20 protein-coding genes are annotated in these 21388 nt (G+C 63.2%); all 20 read right to left on the bottom strand.

Annotated features, from left to right (window positions below; genetic code table 11):
• Positions 1–15 precede the first annotated feature (15 nt).
• Positions 16–1080, bottom strand: a complete 1065-nt coding sequence (locus tag AC07VU_RS05155) for a serine/threonine-protein kinase (protein ID WP_277589853.1) — start codon at positions 1078–1080, stop codon at positions 16–18.
• The gene (locus tag AC07VU_RS05150; RefSeq protein WP_007930264.1) at positions 1077–1805 is read right to left on the bottom strand and encodes a PP2C family protein-serine/threonine phosphatase; all 729 of its coding nucleotides are present in this window, start codon (positions 1803–1805) and stop codon (positions 1077–1079) included. Before AC07VU_RS05150 ends, AC07VU_RS05155 begins: the two co-directional genes overlap by 4 nt.
• Complete coding sequence (gene tssM, locus AC07VU_RS05145; protein ID WP_495029586.1) at positions 1805–5332, bottom strand: type VI secretion system membrane subunit TssM; 3528 nt, start codon at positions 5330–5332, stop codon at positions 1805–1807. Before tssM ends, AC07VU_RS05150 begins: the two co-directional genes overlap by 1 nt.
• Before the next feature lie 14 nt (positions 5333–5346).
• Positions 5347–6216, bottom strand: a complete 870-nt coding sequence (icmH, locus tag AC07VU_RS05140) for a type IVB secretion system protein IcmH/DotU (protein ID WP_274305017.1) — start codon at positions 6214–6216, stop codon at positions 5347–5349.
• Positions 6217–6221: 5 nt separating this feature from the next.
• Positions 6222–7553, bottom strand: a complete 1332-nt coding sequence (gene tssK, locus AC07VU_RS05135) for a type VI secretion system baseplate subunit TssK (RefSeq protein WP_007930267.1) — start codon at positions 7551–7553, stop codon at positions 6222–6224.
• Positions 7554–7555: 2 nt separating this feature from the next.
• Positions 7556–8056 carry a type VI secretion system lipoprotein TssJ gene (gene tssJ, locus AC07VU_RS05130; RefSeq protein ID WP_457275240.1) on the bottom strand — a complete coding sequence of 167 codons (501 nt, stop codon included), beginning with the start codon at positions 8054–8056 and terminating at the stop codon, positions 7556–7558.
• A 5-nt stretch (positions 8057–8061) separates the two neighbouring features.
• On the bottom strand, positions 8062–9255 hold the full coding sequence (gene tagH, locus AC07VU_RS05125; RefSeq protein WP_087087509.1) for a type VI secretion system-associated FHA domain protein TagH: 1194 nt from the start codon (positions 9253–9255) through the stop codon (positions 8062–8064).
• A 17-nt stretch (positions 9256–9272) separates the two neighbouring features.
• Positions 9273–9413: a hypothetical protein gene (locus tag AC07VU_RS05120; protein ID WP_007930271.1), complete on the bottom strand. Its 141-nt coding sequence runs from the start codon at positions 9411–9413 to the stop codon at positions 9273–9275.
• 95 nt (positions 9414–9508) lie between these two features.
• Entirely contained in the window at positions 9509–11026 is a 1518-nt protein-coding gene (locus AC07VU_RS05115) for a sigma-54 interaction domain-containing protein (protein ID WP_062824223.1), read from the bottom strand.
• A 10-nt stretch (positions 11027–11036) separates the two neighbouring features.
• Positions 11037–13691, bottom strand: coding sequence for a type VI secretion system ATPase TssH (tssH, locus tag AC07VU_RS05110; protein WP_007930275.1), 2655 nt, complete (start codon positions 13689–13691; stop codon positions 11037–11039).
• Positions 13692–13702: 11 nt separating this feature from the next.
• Positions 13703–14710: a type VI secretion system baseplate subunit TssG gene (tssG, locus tag AC07VU_RS05105; RefSeq protein WP_495029585.1), complete on the bottom strand. Its 1008-nt coding sequence runs from the start codon at positions 14708–14710 to the stop codon at positions 13703–13705.
• On the bottom strand, positions 14674–16461 hold the full coding sequence (gene tssF / locus AC07VU_RS05100) for a type VI secretion system baseplate subunit TssF (RefSeq protein ID WP_007930278.1): 1788 nt from the start codon (positions 16459–16461) through the stop codon (positions 14674–14676). Before tssF ends, tssG begins: the two co-directional genes overlap by 37 nt.
• A gap of 24 nt (positions 16462–16485) precedes the next feature.
• Positions 16486–16905: an endosialidase catalytic beta-propeller domain-containing protein gene (locus AC07VU_RS05095; protein ID WP_495029584.1), complete on the bottom strand. Its 420-nt coding sequence runs from the start codon at positions 16903–16905 to the stop codon at positions 16486–16488.
• Positions 16906–16925: 20 nt separating this feature from the next.
• Positions 16926–17276, bottom strand: a complete 351-nt coding sequence (locus AC07VU_RS05090; RefSeq protein WP_274305020.1) for a hypothetical protein — start codon at positions 17274–17276, stop codon at positions 16926–16928.
• Between the two features lie 101 nt (positions 17277–17377).
• Positions 17378–17803 (bottom strand): hypothetical protein, encoded by a 426-nt coding sequence (locus tag AC07VU_RS05085; RefSeq protein WP_274305021.1) that lies wholly within the window; start codon positions 17801–17803, stop codon positions 17378–17380.
• A gap of 134 nt (positions 17804–17937) precedes the next feature.
• Positions 17938–18144, bottom strand: coding sequence for a hypothetical protein (locus tag AC07VU_RS05080; RefSeq protein WP_277590050.1), 207 nt, complete (start codon positions 18142–18144; stop codon positions 17938–17940).
• On the bottom strand, positions 18144–18947 hold the full coding sequence (locus tag AC07VU_RS05075) for a hypothetical protein (protein WP_495029583.1): 804 nt from the start codon (positions 18945–18947) through the stop codon (positions 18144–18146). Before AC07VU_RS05075 ends, AC07VU_RS05080 begins: the two co-directional genes overlap by 1 nt.
• Entirely contained in the window at positions 18944–19456 is a 513-nt protein-coding gene (locus AC07VU_RS05070; protein ID WP_274305023.1) for a PAAR domain-containing protein, read from the bottom strand. The genes AC07VU_RS05075 and AC07VU_RS05070 overlap by 4 nt, the downstream gene beginning before the upstream one ends.
• A gap of 10 nt (positions 19457–19466) precedes the next feature.
• Complete coding sequence (gene tssE, locus AC07VU_RS05065) at positions 19467–19874, bottom strand: type VI secretion system baseplate subunit TssE (RefSeq protein ID WP_007930282.1); 408 nt, start codon at positions 19872–19874, stop codon at positions 19467–19469.
• A gap of 14 nt (positions 19875–19888) precedes the next feature.
• Positions 19889–21364, bottom strand: coding sequence for a type VI secretion system contractile sheath large subunit (tssC, locus tag AC07VU_RS05060; RefSeq protein WP_053263125.1), 1476 nt, complete (start codon positions 21362–21364; stop codon positions 19889–19891).
• Between the last annotated feature and the right edge of the window lie 24 nt (positions 21365–21388).

The raw sequence follows: 21388 nt of genomic DNA, 5'->3' as shown, positions 1-21388 counted from the left end.
CTCCCTGTTCGATGGTCATCCGTTACGCCGATGGAACCAGCGTTGCAGCCAGGACGAATCCGCGCGCATGGCGTCGCGCAATGCTTGGGCGGAAATGGTGCGCTCCGCCGCGTCGAGGGCCAGCGCCGCGCGCAGGGCTGGCCAACAGTGTCTGGGGAGATGCCTGGGCGCCTGCAGCGAGCGGTCCAGGCGTTCGTCGCGGGCCTGGGTCGACGGCAACCGGCGATACGGGTGCTTGCCGCAGGCCAGTTCATAGATCACACAGGCCACCGCGTACAGGTCGGCGCTGGCCGACAAGGCGCCACCCTCCAGCAATTCGGGGGCGGCATAGCCGGGCGTCCAGGCGTTGAAGCGGCTGCGGCTCAGTTGCGGCAGGCCGGGAAGGATGCCCTCCTCGGCCTGGCTCAGGCCGAAGTCGAACAGCCGCACGCCGTCTTCGCAGAGCATCACGTTGCTCGGCTTCAGGTCGCCGTGCAGCACACCGCGAGCGTGGCTGTACGCCAGGGCATCGAGCAGTGGCCGCACCACATCGCGCAGCTCTTCCCACGGCAGCCCCAACGGCCGCTCGCAGAGCAGTTTGTCCAGGGTCAGGCCGCGCATCAGCTCCATGGTGATGAAGGCGCGCTGGCACTGGGTGTCCACCTCGAAGCTGTGCAGGCGCACGACGTTCGGGTGGCGCAGGCGTCGGGTCAGGGCGAACTCGCTGTAGAGCAAGGCGCTGGCATCCGGCGTCTCGGAAAATTCTTCGCTCATGACTTTGAGCGCTATGTAAGGGTCGGGATCGCCGAACTGCTCATGCAGCAGGTCCCGCGCGCGGTAGACCGCGCCCATGCCACCGGCCCCGAGCAGGCGCTCGAGGCGGTAACGTCCGGCCAATACGTCCGGCAACCCGCCCACAGGCGCCACGGCCTGGGCCTTGGAACGGGGGCGGTTCCTCGAGCGGTTGCGGCCTTTGCCCTTGGCCTTGGGCGCCACGGGACGCGGCGCCTCATTGGCCTTGGCGAAGGCGAAATAGGTCAGGTTGCTGGCCTCTTCCTCGCTCATCAGGATGTTATCCAGACCGGATTTGAGATCACTCATTGGCGGATCACCACGGCTGTCAGATTGTCCCGCGCCGAGCCGCGCAGGGCGCCGTCGAACAGACGCTCCAGCGCCACCTGCGGCGAAGCCAGGCTCAAGGCATTGCCCAGCGCGTCGCTGGTCAGGCCCTGGTACAGGCCGTCGCTGCACAGCAGGAAGGCATCGCCGGGGTAGACCTGCAGCTCCAGCACATCCAGGGTCAGCTGCTCGCTGGCGCCCACCGCCCGGGTCAGGGCATTGGCCGCCGGATGGGCCCGCGCCTGCTCGACGCTCATTTGTTGCTCGTCGATCAGTTGCTGCTGCAGCGAATGGTCCTTGGACAGCTGGTACAGACGCTGCCCGCGCCACAGGTAACAGCGGCTGTCGCCGGCCCAGATGCACGCCGCGCGGTCGCCTTCCAGCAACAGCGCGACCACGGTGCTGCCCATGATGCTGTCGTGGCGCTCGGCGGTGACAGTCAACTCCTGGCCCAGGCGCCGGTTGAGCCAGTGCAGGCACTGGCGCAGGCCCTTGAGCCGCTCGTCGAAGCTGTCTTGCGCCGGCAACTCGGCCAGGCTGGCGACGATCAACTGGCTGGCGATGTCGCCACCCTGATGCCCGCCCATGCCGTCCGCGACCACCCAGAGCCCCTGCTCCGGACAGTCGAGGAAGGCATCTTCGTTGCGCGCCCGAACCTTGCCCGGGTCGGTGCGCGCAGCGCTGCGCCAGGTACTGGCAACCAGCATCAGAGCTGCACCGGCATGCGGAAGGTACGCAGCACACCCATGTCGAACGGGTTCGGCGTGCGCTGGCTCATCAGCAGATAGTTGGCGCGCAGGCCGCCCAGGTCGGCCTTGAGCACCAGCACGTCACGGCCGGTCAGGTACTCGGTCTGCATCAGGTCGAACAGACGGAACAGCGACCAGGGGCCGGTGTTCTTTTCGATACCCACCGGGCGCCCGGCCATCTTGTCCAGCACCAGGCTGGTGCGGCCGTCTTCGGCATCGGTCGGCCACTTGAAGGACACCGGCACGATCGGGCCGTGGCGGTATTCCATGGTCTTGTCGCCGAAACGGAACTCGGAACGGCTCACCGCCGGGTCCAGGGTGTAGGGCTCCAGCTTGAACTGCACCTGCGGCTCCGCCGGGTTCTCCGAGAAGAAGCTCTGGCGGATCACCTGGGCCGCGGCCATCTGGTCGAGGTAGACCTTGGACATCGGCAGGCTGTGGCCGTCGATGCTGCGCAGGCGGTAGTTGCCCGGATCGCCGCTGACGAAAGGCCGCATGTAGGTTTCGAAGAAACGATCGGCGATGCCCTGGGCCTTGAAGAACTCGCGGAAATCGCTGATGGCGACATCGCTGGTGCTGTGGGCGCTGAACGGATAACGCTTGCTGATGGCCTTGCCATAGAAGCTGTACAGCTCGCTCTGATAACGCTGGTTCAGGTACTGGTAGGAGTCGTTGAGCACCAGGCGCCAGGTGTCTTCCGCCAGCACGTTGAACCACACGCTCACCGGACGCGGCAGGCGCACCGAGGCGTTGCGCAGGTTGCTCAGGGCATCGCGCTGGCCGCTCATGCGGGTCTTGGCCATTTCGAACGCCGCCTGCTCGGGCGCGCTGGCACGGGCCAGGCCGGCCAGTTGCAGTTGCAGGTCGTTCAACGCTTGCAGCGCTGGCGTCAGGTCCGCCGCCGGGCCGTTGTTGTCATCCAGCAGGCGGTGCAGCGGTTCGAAGCGACGTTGCAGCGACTTCTTCGCGGTGTCCGGCAGGTTCTTGGCCAAAGCTTCCTGGGCCTTGCCCGCGGCAGCCGCCGCGACCTTGCCCAGCGCCCCGCCTTTCTCGGCGGCCTTGTCCGCCGCGGCGGTCACGTCTTCGGCGCTTTCGGCGATGGCCTGGAAGCGGGTGTTCTCACGCACTTCCACCAGCAGTTGCAGCACCGGCGAGTTGGCTGAAGTCAGGCCGGCGACCTGATCGGCGCCTTCGCCGGCATCGTTAAACGGCTGCAGGCCGACCTGGCCCACCGCTTCGCTCCAGAAGTTGGCGTAGTCGCGAAAGTACAGCTGCTCCAGCTCCACCATCAGGCGGCGCAGGTCCATGCCGCTGATGCCGCTGCCTTCGCCCAGCACCCAGTTGTCACGCAGGATATCGGTGACCAGCGCCGTGCCCTGGACCGAGAAATACTGCTGGTAACCCTGCTGGGTGTAGAAGCCCGGGATCGCGTAGTCGGTGCCGACGAACAGGCTGCCCTGCGGCCCCAGATGCTGGCTCAGGCGGTACTCCGGCAGGCTCCGCGCCTGTTCGCGCAGCACGCGGTAGACCACATTGGCCAGCGACTCGCTGCGCAGCACCTGGCGCGCCTGGGCCACCAGCGTGTCGTTGAGCGGGTAGCTGAACGGCAGCTTGAGCAGGCGTTCGAAATGCGCGTTCAGACCGTTCTGCACCGCGGTGTTGCCGGCATAGCGCGTCGACCAGTCGCTGGCCACCCAGTCCTTGAGCCAGGACGGATCGCGACGGTCCTGCATGTTCAGCATCAGGTACGCCCGCAGGCTGTTGAGCAGACGGTCGCGGTCGCGCATGTTGCCGCGGATCTGCCCTTCGAGCATCTGCGCCACCCGTGGCAACAGCTGCGCTTGCAGCTCACGCTCGTAGGCGCTGAGCACCACCGGGTTGCTTTCCTCGCCCTGGTACAGGCCGACCCGCTCGTGCAGCGAGACGTCGCCCTTGGCCGGGAACACCTTGGTGGCTTCGAAGCTGGTGTCGAGGGTCTTGAGCGCCGCCATCGCATCGTCACGGGCGGTCAGGGCCGTGCGCTGCTGGTTCCAGTTCTGCGCCAGGGAGCGCAGGTTTTCCAGGCGCTCGTAGTTGGCGGAAAAACCGCCGGCCCAGAGCAGGCCGAACAAGGCCAGGGCCACCAGCGCGCCAACGTACAGCGCACGCTGGCCCCAATGGATGCGATTACGCTCGCGCTTGTCCAGGCCAGCCAGGTCGGCCTCGGGGAAAATCACCCGGCTCAGCAGGTGGTGAATGAAGCGCGAACGGCCGCTGCGCAGGGTCGGCAGCACGCCGGCCGCCATGCCCAGGCTGGCGCCAATGCTGGCGGTGTCGGGATCGAGCTTTTCGGTCAGGTGCGGCGCGCTGGTCAGGTAGAAACCGCGCAGCTGGCTGGCCCGCTGGTAGCGGTTGCCGGTGAACGCCATGTCGACGAACAGGCACAGGCGCTCGCCGATCTGGCCCAACTGGTGGGGGAAGTCGAGGATGCGGCCACGGCGCTGGGTGTCGCGCTCCTGGTGCATGCGCATGATCACCTGGCTGTTCAGGCGCCGCAGCAGTTCTTCGAACTCCTGGCGCAGCACGGCGACGTCGGTGCCGTTCTGTTCCTTGCGGAAGCTGGTGCCGAGCACCTGGTCGCTTTCCTCGCGGCTCAGCTGGTCGAAGAACTCGTCGAAGCCCAGCAACTGGTCGGCCTTGCTCAGCACCAGGTACACCGGCACATCGACATGCAGTTTCTGATGCACGTCCTGCAGGCGCGCGCGGACCTGGCGCGCCAGGGTCTCGAGATCCTGCTCGTTGCCGCTCAGCAGCAGCTCCACCGGAATGGTCACCAGCACGCCATTGAGCGGACGCCCGCGACGGCGCTTGCGCAGCAGGTTGAGCAAGGTGCTCCAGGCGCTGCCATCGACTTCCGCATCAGGCTGGGTCAGGTAGCGGCCGGCGGTGTCGATCAGCACGCCATGGTCAGCGAAGTACCAGTCGCAATGCCGGGTGCCGACGGTATCGCGGGTCAGCTTGCGGTCGATCTTGTTGATCGGGAACTCAAGGCCCGAGAAGTCCAGCAGGCTGGTCTTGCCGCTGCTCTGCGGACCGATCAGCAGGTACCAGGGCAGGTCGTTGCGCCAGCGCTCGCTGCGCCCGCGGTACAGGCTGGAGGTCTTGAGGGTGCGCATGGCTTCCTTGAAGCGGCTGCGCAGCTCTTTCTGTTCCTCGTCGATCAGCTCTTCGCGGCGCAGGCGTTCCTGGCCGTCTTCGCTGTCTTCCATTTCTTTCTTGCGGACCCCGGCGCGCCAGCTGACGAAGACCATGGTCAGGCCCCAGATCAGGAACAGCACGCTGATGGTCAGCAGGCGCGAGGTCGCGCTTTCCCAGAACTTGTAGTCGTTGACCGCCAGCAGCGGCCCGACGAACCACACCAGCAGTGCCACAAACAGCACCAGCAACAGCGTCCAGACCCACGTCTTGCGCAGGAAGGCGCCGACTTTCTTGAAGAAGTTTTTCATCACACATCCCTGTATTACGGCTGGGGCTGGACCACGGCCGGGTCAAGCTGCTGATAAGGTTGCAGAACGGTCTCGCGCTGCTCGCCCAGAACCCAGGCGAACCCCGAATACATCACCACCAGGCAGACCACCGTGAACAGCGCGACCATCCACCACGGCACGATGCGCACCAGACTGCGGCGCTTGTCGCGCAAGCCTTCCCAGTGTGGCGACAGCTCGCGCGGCACGTCGCCACGCAGCTGGCGGATCTGCCGGTACAGCGCATCGCGAATGCCTTCGAGTTCGAGCATGCCGCGGGCCATGACCCGGTACTTGCCCTCGAAGCCCAGCGACAGGCACAGGTACATCAGCTCCAGCATCGGCAGGTGCTTGACCGGGTTCTTCGACAGCCGGTCCAGCAGCTGGAAGAACTTCTCGCCACCAAAGGTCTCGTTGTGGAAGCTGCTGAGCAGGCTCATCTGCGACCACTCGCTTTCATTGCCCCACGGGGTGGTGACCACCGCCTCGTCGACCACGGTGCACAGTACGTAGCGGGCGGCCATGACCTGGCTGCTTTCGGCGCCGTTGTGCAGGGCGCGCACCTCGAACAGCTTCAGGGCCGAGGTCAGGCGCTCGTTGAGCGCGTACAGGTCTTCGCGGGTGTCACTGTGCTTGAGGCGCACCACTTCCGACAACAGGTCCGAGGCCGCCGCCACCAGCGCGTTCAGGCTGATGTTGAAGGCCTCGGCCGGGCGCAGGCGCGCGGCGTAGATCATCCGTTCTTCCAGTTGCTCGAAGCGCGGCGGCGCGGCGAAATCGGTCAGCGGACTCTGCGCCGGGCCATGGCCCTGGCGATCGAGCAGGACGGTCTTATCGTCCTGGTTGTGTTCCATGTCCTTGATCATGTCGGTCAGTTCCTGATGGCCCAGAATTTCAGTTCAAGCTCGGCGAATTCGCCGGACACGTGGAAGGCGAAACCGCCGGAACGCTCCAGTTGCGCCAGGTCTTCGGAACTGAGTTCGAGGATGAAATAGGTTTTGTTGGAGTGGAACGCGATCTGCCGTGGCGCCACCGGCAAGGGTTTGACCTTGATCCCCGGCAGGTGCAGGTTGACCAGCTGGCGAATCCGCTCCACCGGGCCGACCTTGAGGTGCGCCGGCAAGCGATGGCGCAGTTCTTCGGAGTCGCAGTTGGCACTGGCGGCCAGGACGAACGAGGCCGAGCCCAGCAGCTTGTGGTCGTGCAACGGCGACACGATGATCCCGTACTGACGCGCCTGCAGCACCAGCTCGATGGCGTGCTGTTCGAGCACCATCGACAGCACCTGGCGGATCGCGTCCATCAACTTGCGAAAGCTCGCGCCCTGATCGCTGTGCTGGTAGCGGCTGTCCAGGCGCGGGCGCTTGCTGTCGCTGGCAAAGGTCGCCAGATCGCCGAGCATGGTCAGCAGCGTGCGATACAGCTCTTCCGGGTGCACCTGCTCCAGGCCCAGGTAGTGGCGCAGCAGCAGTTCGGTGCGGTTGATCAGTTGTAGCATCATGAAGTCGCCGACTTCGGCACCGCCGACCTTGCCGTTGGAGCGGATCCGGTCGGCGATGGTGTCGCCGCGGTGGCTGAGCATGCTGATCACTTCTTTCAGGCACGACAGCAGGTAGCTCGAGGCATGGGCGTGGATGAAGGTCGGCACGAAGTCCGGGTCGAGGCTGATCACCCCGTCGGGGGTGGTGTCGAGGACTTCGCAGAGCTTGAGCTTCACATAGGCCTGGTCGCTCTGTTGCTCGCCCAGCAGCAGGCGGAAGTCCGGCCGGGCGCAGCTGACCTGGCTGCTGGAATCGTCGCCGGCGTTGGAGTCGGCCACTTCCGCCTCGTAGGCGGTGTAGCGCGCCAGCACATCGGACTGCTCCGGACGGCGCGACTCGATGTGGTTGCCGGTCACCAGCGGCAAGGCCAGGTAGACCGGGGTGTTGCCGGTGTTCGGCGGCACGTCGAGGGCCAGCGGCTCGGTGTTGCCCCCCAGCTCGAACAGGCTGCCGTCGGGCAGGATGCCGGAGGCCTGGCTGATCACCAGCTTGCCCATGTTGAGGAACTGCAGGTCGATCTCCAGGCTCAGGAAACCCCAGGAATAACTGCCCAGCAACTGGGTGCGGGTTTTCATCTGGTAGTCGTAGTAGCGATCGTTGTGCTGGAAGTGCTGCGGGCGCAGCAACATGCCTTCCTGCCAAATGACTTTATGCACGTTCATGATTACTTGTCCGCCTTGGCGAGCGTTGCGTTGCTGGTGCGGATACCGGCCTGGTCGAGGGTCAGATCGGCTTCGGTCAGCTCCACCGGAGTGAGCTGCACCACGTAGCGCCACTGGGCTTCGGAGATATCGCGGTAGGCTGCCAGCACACCGACGTAGCGGCTGCTTTCTTCGACGCTGAGCTTGAGTTCCACGGTTTCACCCGGACGCAGTTCCAGTTCTTCGCTGGCCACCATGTCCGGCGCCAGGGACTCCTTGGCGCGCTCGTAGAGGCTGAAGAAGTCGGCGTTCTCGAAGGCCACCGGATGCTTGAGCTCGATCAGCCGCACCACGATCGGCGACGGGCGACCGTTGAGGTCCGGGTTGAGCTGGTCGCTGGCGGTCAGCTTGAGGTTGAGCTTGGTCATGGTCGAGTACGGCGACAGCGACGAGCAGCCGGCCAGCAACGCCAGGGCGGTCAGCATGGCCAGCGTCTTGAGTAACAGGGTCGAGCAGCGAGACATGCGCATCATCCTTGGTGTTCGGTGTGAAGGGTGGAGATCAGGCGGATCTGTTCTTCGTAGGCCTGGGCGAAGTCACGGGCCAGCAGGCGTTCGCTCCAGTCATCGTCCTGACGCAGGGCCTGGTGATAGCGGTTGTAGGCTCTCCAGCGGCTGCCGGAGGTGGCCAGCAACGGCTTGTTGTCGCGTTCGAAACGCAGGGTCAGCTGCTGCGGCGAGAAATGCTCGAGGGTGCCGCGCACGGCCGCGCGGCTGGCGGTCAGCAGCGCCACCTGGTGCGCCTGCAAATCGCGGAAGGCGCGGGAGATCGCCTGCTCGGCCGGCAGCTGGCCGGGCTTGTTACCTTGCAGCAGGATTCCTAGCGCTTCGCTGGCGTCCACGGCGAACTTCAGTGGGTTCTTGCTGCCGCCCTGGGCGGTGGTCAGGGCCAGGCGCAGTTCGTTTTTCAGCTCGCTGCGGGTGCGCAGGCTCTGCTGCAGGCCACCGATGCTTTGCTTGAGCAGGCGCGCGGCATCGATTGCCAGGGCTTCGCGGGCGTCGTGATCGAGGCCTTTGAGGTCCACCCCCAGCGCCGCGCCGAAATGCTCCCAGAAGCCTTCGCTCTGGCGTTCCACCGGGGCCGGCTCGACGGCGACCGGCGCCTCGGGCTGCGCCACCAGTTCCGGCACCAGCAGGCTTTCCATGTCGATGCGCGCATAGTCCGCGCGCTGGCGTGGTTCCTGGCGCGGCGTGTTGAGCGCGGTCAGCTCGTCGATTTCCGAATACACCCGCTCCTGCTGGTCCAGCGCGTTGAGCGGGTCGAGGTCGAGGAATGCGTCATCGGGAATGATGCTGCCAGCGGCCTGCGGACGCCCGACTTCAGCGTCGAAGGTCGCCGGATCGCGCACCAGGCGCGCACGGATCTCGAAATCCCCCAGCACATAGACGCTGCCGTGCTCGATACGCTGCGGCTCGCCCTTGCGCAGGCGCGCGCCGCTGTCACTGGCCTGGATACCGTTGCTGCTGGTATCGGTGAGGAAGAACGTACCGTCGCGGTAGCTGACGATCGCGTGGTGATTGGACAGGTGACGCTTGCGGTCCGGAATGATCCAGTCGCAATCCTCGCCCCGCCCGATCACCCCGCCGGCCTGCTTGAAGGTTTTGCTGCTCAACTCCGTGGGCACGAACTGCTTGGTGTTCAGCATTTCGAAAACCAGTTCCATGATGATGCTCCTTGCGGTCACTTGCCGCGATTGACCGCCTGCGGATCACCCAATGGGCGATAGGTGTTGTCGTTGAATTTGTAATTGCCGCTACAGCCGCCGAGGCCGCTGAGAACGATCAGAGCCAGCAGGGCGGCTTGCCAGTGACGAACAGACATCAGAGGATCTCCATGGGTAGACAATGCACAAAGCGCCGACCCTTGCGGGCGACGCTTGGCGAAACGAAAAAGGCGCTGGGGAAAGTCATGTCGCGCTACCCCTCGAAGTCGCCAAGATTGATGTTCAGCCGCCCGAGGCGGTACAGCAGCGTGCGCCTGGGCAACCCCAGCTCGCGGGCCGCCAGGGTCTGGTTGCCATCGTTCTTGCGCAGGCAATCGAGCAGCAGATGACGCTCGACCTTCTCCAGGCGTTCGCGCAGGTTCAGCCCGGGTTCCTCCGGCAACGCTTCGATGCTCAGGGAGAAATGCTCGGCCAGCAGCTCGCCGCCTTCGCACAGCAGCACCGCCCGCTCCACCAGGCCCTTGAGCTCGCGCACGTTGCCCGGGAAGGTGTAGCCCGAGAGGTGATTGAGGGCGGTTTCCGACCAGCTCACCGGGTCGCGCTGGAGGAAGGCGCAGGCCTTGTCGGCGAAGTGCCGGGCCAGGTCGAGGATGTCGCCTTCGCGCTGGCGCAGGGCCGGCAGCTCGATCGGGAATTGCGCCAGGCGGTAGTACAGGTCCTCGCGGAACTTGCCCTCGCTGACCAGCACCGCCAGGTCGCGGTGGGTCGCGGCGATGATGCGCACGTCGATCTTGTGGGTGTCGTTGGAACCCAGCGGACGGATCTCGCCCTCCTGCAGCACGCGCAGCAGCTTGGCCTGCAGGGACAGCGGCATGTCGCCGATTTCGTCCAGCAACAGGGTGCCGCCATTGGCCGCGTCGAACAGCCCCGGACGGTCGCGATCGGCGCCAGTGAAGGCGCCCTTGCGGTAGCCGAACAGTTCGCTCTCCAGCAGGTTCTCCGGGAACGCCGCGCAGTTCTGCACGATGAACGCCTGGGAGCGCCGCGGGCCGTAGTCGTGGATGGCCCGCGCCACCACTTCCTTGCCGGTACCGGTCTCGCCACGCAGCAATACGGTGTAGGGGCTGTGCAGCACCTTGCTGATCAACTGGTAGGTCTGGCGCATGGCCGTGCTGTTGCCGATCAAGCCGTAGCCGCTGGCGCTGACCGGGGTGCTGGCCACCGGCGCCGCGTCGCCCACCGGACGCCGCAGGCGTTGCAGCAGGTGCAATTGCCCGAGCACAAACGAGCCCAGCTGGCCCATGGAGTCGGCGAAGCCCTGCAGGTCGACATGTTCGCGACTGGCGCACAGCAGCAGGCCCTCGACAGCCTTTTGCGTGTTCACCAGCGGCACGCACAACAGCGACTGCCAGGGCGTGTCCCGGGCCGGCAGGAAACTGGTTTCGTGCAGGCTGCCGCTCAGCCCCACCAGGCTCACCACGCGGTTCTGGCACAGGGCGAACTGCAGCAGCTGCTCACCGTTGTAGTCCGCCGGCAGGCTTGCCGCTTCCCGCGGTTGCAGGATGCCGCCCAGGCATTCGGCGCTGAGGCCGAGCCGGGTATGGGTGGCATCGAGCAGGTACAGCTGGCTCAGCTCGCAACCGCTGAGCCCGGCCACGCCGCGCACGAAATCGCCCAGCAGCGCGCCACCGTCGGCCGCCCGCGACAGGCTGGCGAACTGCGCCAGCAGCGCCTCGGCGTAGATCAGCGGTTGCGGTACACGAGTGAACATCACACCCACCTCAGGCGAACTCGCAGGTCACGCCGCCGCTGCTGTCGAGCGTCGCGTGCACGCGCTTGAGGTTCTCGCCGGTGGCCATGGCGTCCAGCAGGCGGTCGGCTACCAGCGGCAGTACGTGCAGATCGAGCAGATGGTCGATCAGGCGCGCGCCGCTTTCGCTCTGGGTGCAGCGCTCGGCCAAGTGGTCGACCAGGTTCTGGCAGTGAGTGAAATCCAGCTGGCGACGGTTCAGGCGCTCACCTAAACGGCCCAGCTTGATTTCGATCAGCTCGCGCAGCACCGGGCCGCCCACCGGGTAGTACGGCACCACGCGCATGCGCGCCAGCAGCGCCGGCTTGAAGTGCTTGCTGAGCACCGGGCGGATGGTCTCTTCCAGGGTCTCGGCACTCGGCCGCTCGCCGTTCTCGCACAGGGCGCTGATGCGGTCGCTGGCCAGGTTGGAGGTCATCAGGATCAGCGTGTTGCGGAAGTCGATCTCGCGCCCTTCGCCGTCGTTGGCCACGCCTTTATCGAAGATCTGATAGAACAGGTTGAGCACGTCCGGGTCGGCTTTCTCGACCTCGTCGAGCAGAATCACCGAATAGGGTTTCTGCCGCACCGCCTCGGTGAGCATGCCGCCCTCGCCGTAGCCGACGTAGCCTGGAGGCGCGCCGATCAGGCGCGACACGGTGTGCTTCTCCTGGAACTCGGACATGTTGATGGTGGTGATAAAGCGGTCGCCGCCATACAGCAGGTCGGCCAGGGCCAGGGCGGTTTCGGTCTTGCCGACGCCGCTCGGGCCCACCAGCAGGAACACGCCCACCGGCGCGTCCGGCTTGTTCAGGCCGGCGGCGGTGGCGCGCATCGAACGATCCAGCGCATGCACCGCCTGCTCCTGACCACGAATGCGCGCGCGCAGGTCGGTGGCGAAACTCGCCACCTTGGCGTTGTGCTCGCGGGCCAGTTGCGTCAGCGGCACGCCGGTCCAGGCACTGATCACTTCGGCCACCAGGCGCGGGCAGACTTCGAAGCTGACCAGACGCTCCTGGCTCTGGGCATCGCTCAGGGCGCGATGGGTTTCGTTGAGCGCGGCTTCCAGCGCCTCGACGCTCTGTCCTTCTTCCACTTCAGCGGCAAGGGTTTCGATCACCGTGCCTTCGGCATCTTCTTCAACGCTGACGGTCGGCTCGACCGCCGCGGCCTCGCGGGCCTTGGCCAGTTGCTGGCGCAGTTCGAGCAGGCGCTCGGCCAGGGTGCGCTGTTCGCTCCACAGGGTTTCCAGGGCTTGCTGCTCGGCCTCGGCCTCGGCCAGGCGGGCCTCCAGCGCGTCCAGGGCTTCCTGGTCGATCACCAGGCCGGCCTCGGCATCGCGGCGCAGCGCCTGACGCTGACGGCCACCTTCGGCCAGCTCGCCACGCAGGCGCTCCAGGCTCTCCGGCGCCGCCGCCAGGCTGATGCGCACCCGGGCACAGGCGGTGTCGAGCACGTCCACCGCCTTGTCCGGCAGCTGGCGGCCGGCCAGGTAGCGGGCCGACAGTTCGGCCGCGGCCACCACCGCGTCGTCGCGCAGGTAGATACCGTGGCTTTTCTCGTAGACCTGGGCCAGGCCACGCAGGATGGTCACCGCCTCGCTGACGGTCGGCTCGTGCAACTGCACCGGCTGGAAGCGACGGGCCAGGGCCGGGTCTTTCTCGAAGTACTTTTTGTACTCGGCCCAGGTGGTGGCGGCGATGGTGCGCAGCTCGCCACGGGCCAGGGCTGGCTTGAGCAGGTTGGCCGCGTCGGAACCGCCGGCGTTGCCACCGGCGCCGATCAGGGTGTGGGCTTCGTCGATAAACAGAATGATCGGCTTAGGCGAAGCCTTGACCTCGTCGATCACGCCCTTGAGGCGGCGCTCGAACTCGCCCTTCACGCTGGCGCCCGCTTGCAGCAGGCCCATGTCCAGCGACAGCAGCTCGACGCCCTTGAGCACTTGCGGCACTTCACCGGCGGCGATGCGCGAGGCCAGGCCTTCGACCACCGCGGTCTTACCGACACCGGCCTCGCCGACCACGATCGGGTTGTTCTTGCGGCGACGGGCAAGGATGTCGACCATCTGGCGGATCGCGCCATCGCGGCACAGCACCGGGTCGAGCTTGCCCTCGCGCGCCTGCTGGGTCAGGTTGTGGGTGAAGCGCTGCAACAGCGATTCGCCCGGCGCCGCCGGCTTGCCGCTGGCCGGCTCTTCCTTCTGCGACAGGGCGAAATCCTTCAGCCGTTCGATGTTCAGCTTGGCCAGCAATGGCTGGTAGCGGCTACCGGCGTAACGCATCGGGTTGCGCAGCAGCGCGAGGATCAGCGCCGCCTGCTCGACCTGGCTCTGGCCCAGTTCGAGGTTGGCCACCAGCAAGGCGTCCTGCAGCCACTGCACCAGCTCCGGAGCGAACACCGGGTTGCGCGAGGCGCTGTGCTCGACCCGCGATTGCAGCGCCGCGCTCAGCTCGCCGGCGTCCACTTCGGCGTCCTGCAACGCGCGTGCGAGCAGGCCTTGCGGGCGCTCCAGCAAGCCCAGCAGCAGGTCTTCGACCAGGATCTTGCTGCCGCCCCGGGCAACACAGCGTTCGGCGGAGCTTTCCAGGTCACGGCGGGTTTCGGCGTCCAGCGCCTGGATCAGTTGCTGCAGGTCTACGTTGATCATGTCATCTGTCCTTAATGAATTTTGCTGCCCAGGGTCACCACGCCGTCCGCGCGTTCGCGGCCGAGCCAACTGGTCCACCCCAGGCGACAGGCGTTCTGCTCACCGATGCGCAGTTCGCGGATTTCTTCCTGGCGCAGGACCAGGCGAATGTCGTAGTCCAGCGGGTCACGCAGGGTGAACCGCACCAGCGCGCACAGCGGCTGGTAGCCGAAACCGATCGGCAGGAATTCGTGGAAGCGTTGCCAGTCGAGCTGGCGGATATGGATGCGGAACTTGCCGCTGCGGTCGCGCACCCGTTCGCCCAGCACCAGGTCTTCGCCGAGCTGGCTGTTGGCGCGGCCCAGGCGGTTGCGTTGCTCTTCGAGAATCTCCACCCGGCGCTCGATGCACTGCTCGATCACCAGGTCCGCATGCTTGAAGTAGTAGCGCAGCACGGCCTCGATCAGCGCCGCCGAGTGGGCCCGCAGGCTGAGCAGGCCAAGGTACGGCAGCAGGCGCTTCCAGTTCAGCTCCTTGGCCTTGCGGATGTCCTCGCCGCCGAGGCCGATCAGGGCGAACAGCTGGGCGGAAAACGGGTCGAGCGCGCCGCTCTTGAAGCTGGCGCGGTAGCGGTACTTGCGCCAGATCGGCAGCATCAGCCGTTGCAGGCGATGGTGGAACAGGTCGAGGAAGTTGCGGGTCGGGTTGCCGTCTTCGCTGTCGCCCAGGGCCTGTTCACCGTAGAACGCCGGCAGCGGCGAGCCGGAGCCGAACAGCCCGATCAGGTTGAACCGCAGGCGCGCGCGCATCTGCCCGTGCTCTTCGAAAAACTCCACGCGATCGACGTCGCTGCCAGGGAAACCCAGGCTCGGATTGGCCTGGAATTCCAGCTGGTCGTAGAGATCCTCTTCGCTCAGGCCCGGGTGGGAATCGCGCAGCCGGTCCACCACCAGCAGCACGGCCTGAAACAGCGAGTACTCGCGAATGACCCGGGTCAGCCCACTTAAAGCAGGGGCTGTAGACCCATGCGTGGTGTCCATTGGTACACCTCTCCCTGTGTACTTTTTACCCGCAGCTCGTGGTACGAGTTGAGACTGGCGTAAAGAGCGAAAAACTCGTTGAGAACCGAGGCGAAGACGAACATGTCGCCTTCACCGATATAGCCTTCCGGATCGATGGTCAGCTCGGTGCGCAAACCGCGCAGCGGCAGGCCCCGATGCAGCCGGTCGACATGCTCGTGGCGGATCGACTTGAGCCCGCCCAGCAGGCGCTTGCTGACCTTTTCCAGGTGCTGGTCGTAGTAGCGCGGCAAGTCGTAGGTTTCGAGAATCACCTTGAGCGCATCGACGTTGGCCAGCGACAGATAGTTGAGCGACATGTTGCTGATCAGCTTCCACAGGAAGTCGCGGTTCAGCGGTGGCGCGTAACTCGAGGTGGCCGGGGTGATATTGCGGAAACTGAGGAACTCCGGGGTTTCCTCGCACGCCTGGTTGATCTCGCCGAGCTTGAGCCGGCGCGGCAGGTTCTGGTTGGTGCAGGTCAGCTCGATGGACAGGGTTTCGTGGGCCTCGGTGTGGCGGATGCCGAAGCTCAGGTAAGTGTCCAGACCGTCGTGCAGCAGCGAGGAACGCTGGCGGATGCTGTAGTGCGGGCGGCTTTGCGGGACGTCGAAACTCGGGTCGTGCTCGAAGGATTCGAACGGCACGTATTCCTGGTAGCCCAGGCCGCCGGGCTTCCAGCCGGTCACGGTCTCCACCGAGAACACGCCGCAGTTTTCCAGGTCGTATTCGGCCGGCAGCAGCAGGTACTCGTCCTGCTTGCCGTCGAGGCGGATCGGCAGGGCGTCGTGCTTGAACAGGTTGGCGATCGGCGTGCAATACAGCTTCACGTTGTCCAGGGTCGGCCGCAGGCGCTGGATGCCGCTCTTGCGAATGTCGAAGCGCACTTCCAGGCCGTGCAACTGCTTGAGGGTGTCCTCCGGCAGCGATTTGAGCAGGTCCAGGCCGTTCAGGTCGACGAACAGGAACTTGTCCTGGAAGGCGAAATACTCCTGCAGGTAGCGATAGCCGCGGAAGGTATTCAGCGGATACGGGATCAACGCCTCTTCCTCGGCGAAGCCCACCGGCTGCACGCGGTTGCCGGGCATCTTGAACGACATGGCATTGCCACTGACACCCGGGAACGGCTTGCCGTCCATGCCCAGCGGCACCAGCTCGATGCCTTCGAGGTTGCGCAGCAGGCTCAGGTAGAGCATCTGGCTGATGTAGCGCTCGCCCGCCAGGTGCAGGCGCAGGCGGCTGAGGTTCAGCTCGCCGAGGTGGCCGTCACAGCTCATCTCCAGGCGCAGGCTGAGCAGCGCGCCGTCGCCTTTCACCGAGTAATTCAGCGCCGTCAGGTCCAGCGGCAGGACTTCGGTCGGGTAGCAGGTGCGGAAGCGGCAGCGCACGTCATCGATGGGCTTGCTCTCCACCGGCGTATCACGCTCCACGCGCAGGGCCGGCCCGGACTGCTTCAGCGGGTCGAACTGCAAAATGCTGAACGCCGGCAACGGCCGCATGTAGTTCGGCCACAGCAAGTGCATCAACGAGTGGCTGAGCTCCGGCAGCTCGTCGTCGAGCTTCTGTCGCAGGCGACCGGTGAGGAAGGCGAAACCTTCGAGCAGGCGCTCCACATCCGGGTCCCGCCCGGCCTGGCCCAGGAACGGCGCCAGGGCCGGACTACGCTCGGCGAAACGGCGACCCAGTTGGCGCAGCGCGGTGAGTTCGCTTTGGTAGTAGTGGTTAAAGGACACGGGTTACCTGCCTGGTATTGAATCTCATGAATAAACCGTCCTGTAGAGCGCAACCGTCAGCCCGGAAACCACGTAGCCCACGATGAGCACACACGGAATGAACACCAGCCAACCGAACATCATTGCTACGTCACTGGCAGCACCGCTAAGCATTTTTCCCAACTGGAAAAGCATCCACGGAACAGCATAGAAAGGGAGAAACACCAACGGCCCGAGCCAGACCCGCGCGAGTATTTGTTGCTCGCTCTTGCCACGCAGCAGGCGCATTTCCAGAAGGGCAAAGGCGATGTACGCCACAATGCCCATGCTCAACGCATGGGCCTCGAACATCTCGACGTTCAAGGGAACGCCACTCAGCCACTCGTCCAGCAGCATAAGCAGGAGAACGGCCAGCGGAATCCAGAGGGCTGTGACAAGCAAGCGACGGCGGCCTGCACTGAGCATGCGATCCCTTTCTCCCATGATTACTGCGCCCCCGCTTTTTCAGAGGTAATCGCAACGCTGGTCTGTAGATAAAGCGCCTCACCACCAAACCCGGTAATGGCCGCGGCACTCAGCGGAAAGCCATCTTTGCCGTCGTACCGGATCCAACCTTCAGTCCAGATGTCCCCATTCTCGTGCCGGATCTCGACGTAATAATCCGGTGCCTCGGCCTTGGCGATTTCGACGAACACGCCACCATCCTCAGCGCCAACCCACAATGCATTGGGATGAGCGAACAGTTTTGGCGGGGTATCCCGCTGCCAGGTAAACAGCAGCGCAAACAGCAGCAGAATCGCCAGCAAGCCGACTGAGCAAAGGAATGCGTTGAGCAACCTGAACGCCTTACCCTTCATCGAGGGTGCAGCAATGGCTGGCATTGGCCCGTTAGAACAATTCACGGGACACCCATTGATTGCAGCGACAAGGTTGGAATTTAGAAAATCTCATAAACAACCCAATCACCGAACCGGCTCAAACTCACCACGATGAGCGCAAACAAAGTAAACGGCTCGAACCCACCCCTGAGATCTCGAAACCTGACCAAACGAACTGCACTTTTTACAAAATAATAAAGACCGACAACTATCATCGGAAAATAAAGAAAAATACAAACCACGAAAAAAAATGTATACGCCACCTGAGGGAGCAACAAGCCCATAAAGTTGAAACTAATTCTCCACGGGGCTTTGGGTTCGATAAAGCTCAGAGACAGCATGACAAGAGAAATGAAGATAACGAAATATCGCATCATTTCAACGAAGCCCTTCGTCATAAAGCCGATTTGCAAGCTCCCGATAATTGACCGTCCAGAGCAGGCAGGTGTCGGGTCGCCGACACCTGCTGCGGATTTACCTGACATCGTCGCCTCCTTAACTGACCTTGGCCTGTCCGCTAACCACAAAACAAATAAGCGCCAGAATCCCGAAACAGTCATTATCAAACAACCCTGTAAAGTAGCCTTCCATATTCATTCAGCCCACCCAAAATCAGCATTCAGGCCGGGGGCAAATTAGCGAAGTAGCTACCAACCACCTCAAGCAACGGAATAGACATCAGACACAAAAAAGCTAAAACCCTATGCCACTTAGAATTTCTAACATCAGCAAACAGGCCACTAATCGCCACAAAAAAACAGACTATTGCCAAAACACCAAACAGGTCACTATCCGCCAACACCGCCAAATAACCTTTAAGATCCATCACTTATTGAACCCCATGAAATTCCAGCGGTAGAGTTGGAAGATTTTCAGAAAATCTTCACGCGTCGAGTTTCTAACCAAATTATGAAAGCTCCACCCAACCGGCTTTTTTTCGTAAAATCCTTTTCCAATCGCCAGGCCTGCATATCCATCATTCTGAGGATCAGCCATATTAGAACCAATCATTCTTTTGAAGGTTGTATAAGGGCGGGTGCTCCAACCACCTGTATCTCCCTGCCTTATATCAATTCTTGTGGCACTTACTCCGACCACGACTTGAATATGGTGCGCAATATCTCCTGGGCGATCTAGAGCCTGAGCAAGAATATCGCCTGGCATCAAGTTTTCTGCCGCTACTACGGGCAAGGTATTCTCACCCGTCTTTTGCATATCTGGAGCGCCGTAAGTCAACATGACCATTTCTGAGAAGCCATACATATTTGAAGCATAGCGATCATGTTCAGCAGCGTTATAATTCTCCATATCTCTATAGACTCTGACACCCGTTTTCAGTTTTACGGGAAGCCCTCTCTTAGCTGAAAACTCGCAGAGCATCCTTAGAGCAAAGTCTTCACATGTGAATTTATTATTGCTTATCGCCCCGTTCTTATCCCAATACTGTTCACTGATTAGTTTCTCTGCAATCAATGGTGCTTCATCATGATAAGCAGCAATATCCACGTCAGTCCAAAGAGCTGTCGTTTTCCAAAACACCTTGTAGGTAACTTTCTTTGGTGTTGGCTCTGCCTTTGGAGTCAAGGCAATAGATCGAGCCATTAAAGTAGATAGCACTTCCGCACTCACGCCGATACTCCATCAATGGCTGCGTGGAAGTCGAAGGTTTCTCCTTCCTTACCTCCTATAAGCTGAGTTCTACCCATAGCATCACTTTGCCCGGAAATAACTTCGCCTTTGGCAGTTGTAATCAGGTAAGGAATATCCTGAAGTGGATTTCCATCCTGGTCCTCCATCACAACATGCTGGCAATGCGAGAAAAGCATCAATGGAGTCGGTGGAACAAACGGCGCCGCCGAATGCGAATTGCCGATAATCACCGTCCCCGAGCCGGCCGTGACCGTGTTGCCGTGGGTGCCCACCGAGCCGACAGTCGCCGCCGGCTTGCCGTTGATCAGCACCGTGGTCGCCAGGCCGCCGGACATCGCTCCGCCACAGGCCGAGGCATCGCCCTGGCGGGCGGCCGCAAGGCCGTCGAAGAATACATCGCCGGAACCGGCGGCGATCGGATTGGTTGCGTGGCCGGGGAGCGGGCAGGCGGTAGGGTCGCTGACGCGTGCTGCGGGTTTACCTGACATCCTCGTCTCCTTAACTGACCTTGACCTGACCGCTGCCATCCAGGCGCGCGGAAAAACTGACCTGGCGCTTGAACCCGTCCACCTCAAGCAGGCCTTCGATATTGAAAGCCAGCTTGAGCTGGTCGTGATCACGCGGCAGGGAAACGACACGCACGTTGCTCAGACGCGGCTCGTAGGCTTCGATGAAGCTTTCGATGGCCAGGCGGGCCTGGCTCAGGGCGTCGTGCAGGCTCAGGCGCATGTCGTTGAGATCGGGCAACCCGTAATCGGACAGCGTCTGCACGCTGCCCGCACGGGTGCTGAGCATCTTGCCCAGATGGGCAGCCACCGACGCCATGGCGGAAACCTCGCGGCTCCAGCCGACACGTTTGTCGGCCTCGCCACTCAGGCGTTCGAAAAGGCTGCCGTATCCGGTCATGACCTAGCTCCTGGTTACTCTTTGTCCAGCTTGCCAACCAGCGACAGGGTGAAATCGGCACCCATGTACTTGAAGTGCGGGCGCACGTTCAGGCTGACGCGGTACCAGCCCGGCTCACCTTCCACATCGCTGACGATGATCTGCGCGGCGCGCAGCGGACGACGGCCACGCACTTCGGCGCTCGGGTTTTCCTGGTCGGCGACGTACTGGCGGATCCACTTGTTGAGTTCCAGCTCGAGGTCGGTACGTTCTTTCCACGAACCGAGTTGCTCGCGCTGCAGCACTTTGAGGTAGTGAGCCAGGCGGTTGACGATCATCATGTACGGCAGCTGGGTGCCGAGCTTGTAGTTCAGCTCCGCGGCCTTGCCTTCGGCGCTGATGCCGAAGAACTTCGGCTTCTGCACCGAGCTTGCGGAGAAGAACGCCGCGTTGTCGCTGCCTTTGCGCATGGTCAGGGAGATGAAGCCTTCCTCGGCCAGTTCGTATTCACGACGGTCGCTGACCAGTACCTCGGTCGGGATCTTGGTTTCGATCTCGCCCATGCTTTCGAAGTGGTGCAGCGGCAGGTCTTCCACCGCGCCTCCGCTCTGCGGGCCGATGATGTTCGGGCACCAGCGGAACTTGGCGAAGCTGTCGGTCAATTTGGTACCGAACGCGTACGCGGTGTTGCCCCACAGGTAATGCTCGTGGCTGTTGGCAACGGTTTCCTTGTAGACGAAGGATTTGACCGGGTTCTCTTCCGGATCGTACGGGTTGCGCAGCAGGAAGCGCGGTACGGTCAGGCCGATGTAGCGCGAGTCTTCCGACTGGCGGAAGCTCTGCCATTTGGCGAATTGCGGGCCTTCGAAGTGATCCTTCAGATCCTTGAGGTCCGGCAGGCCGGTGAAGCTTTCCAGACCGAAGAATTTCGGACCGGCCGCGGCGATGAACGGCGCGTGGGACATGCAGGCAACGCTGGACACGTACTGCATCAGCTTCACGTCAGGCGAGCTTGGCGACATGAAGTAGTTGGCGATGATCGCGCCCACCGGCTGGCCACCGAACTGGCCGTATTCAGCGGTGTAGATGTGCTTGTACAGGCCGGCCTGCATCACTTCCGGCGAATCTTCGAAGTCGTCCAGCAGGTCCTGCTTGGAGACGTTGAGGATTTCGATCTTGATGTTTTCGCGGAAGTTGGTGCGGTCGACCAGCAACTGCAGGCCACGCCAGGCCGATTCCAGGGACTGGAAGTCTTCGTGGTGCAGGATTTCGTCCATCTGGCGGCTGAGCTTGGCATCGATCTCGGCGATCATGCGGTCAACCATGGCCTTCTTGACTGGCTCGCCATTGTTCTGAGGCTTGAGCAGCTCTTCGATGAAGGCCGACACGCCGCGCTTGGCGATGTCGTAGGCTTCGTCGTCCGGAGTCAGGCGGGTTTCGGCGATGATGCTGTCGAGAATGCTGTACTCGCCGTTCTCGTTGCTTTTCTGTTGTGCTGCACTAGTGCTCATAGTGTTTGGCTTCCTTGACTGATA

The sequence above is a fragment of the Pseudomonas sp. GW821-FHT02B10 genome, assembly GCF_059421865.1.
The sequence above is the reverse complement of the archived record's forward strand: the minus strand, read 5'-3'. Positions and strand labels throughout refer to the sequence as shown.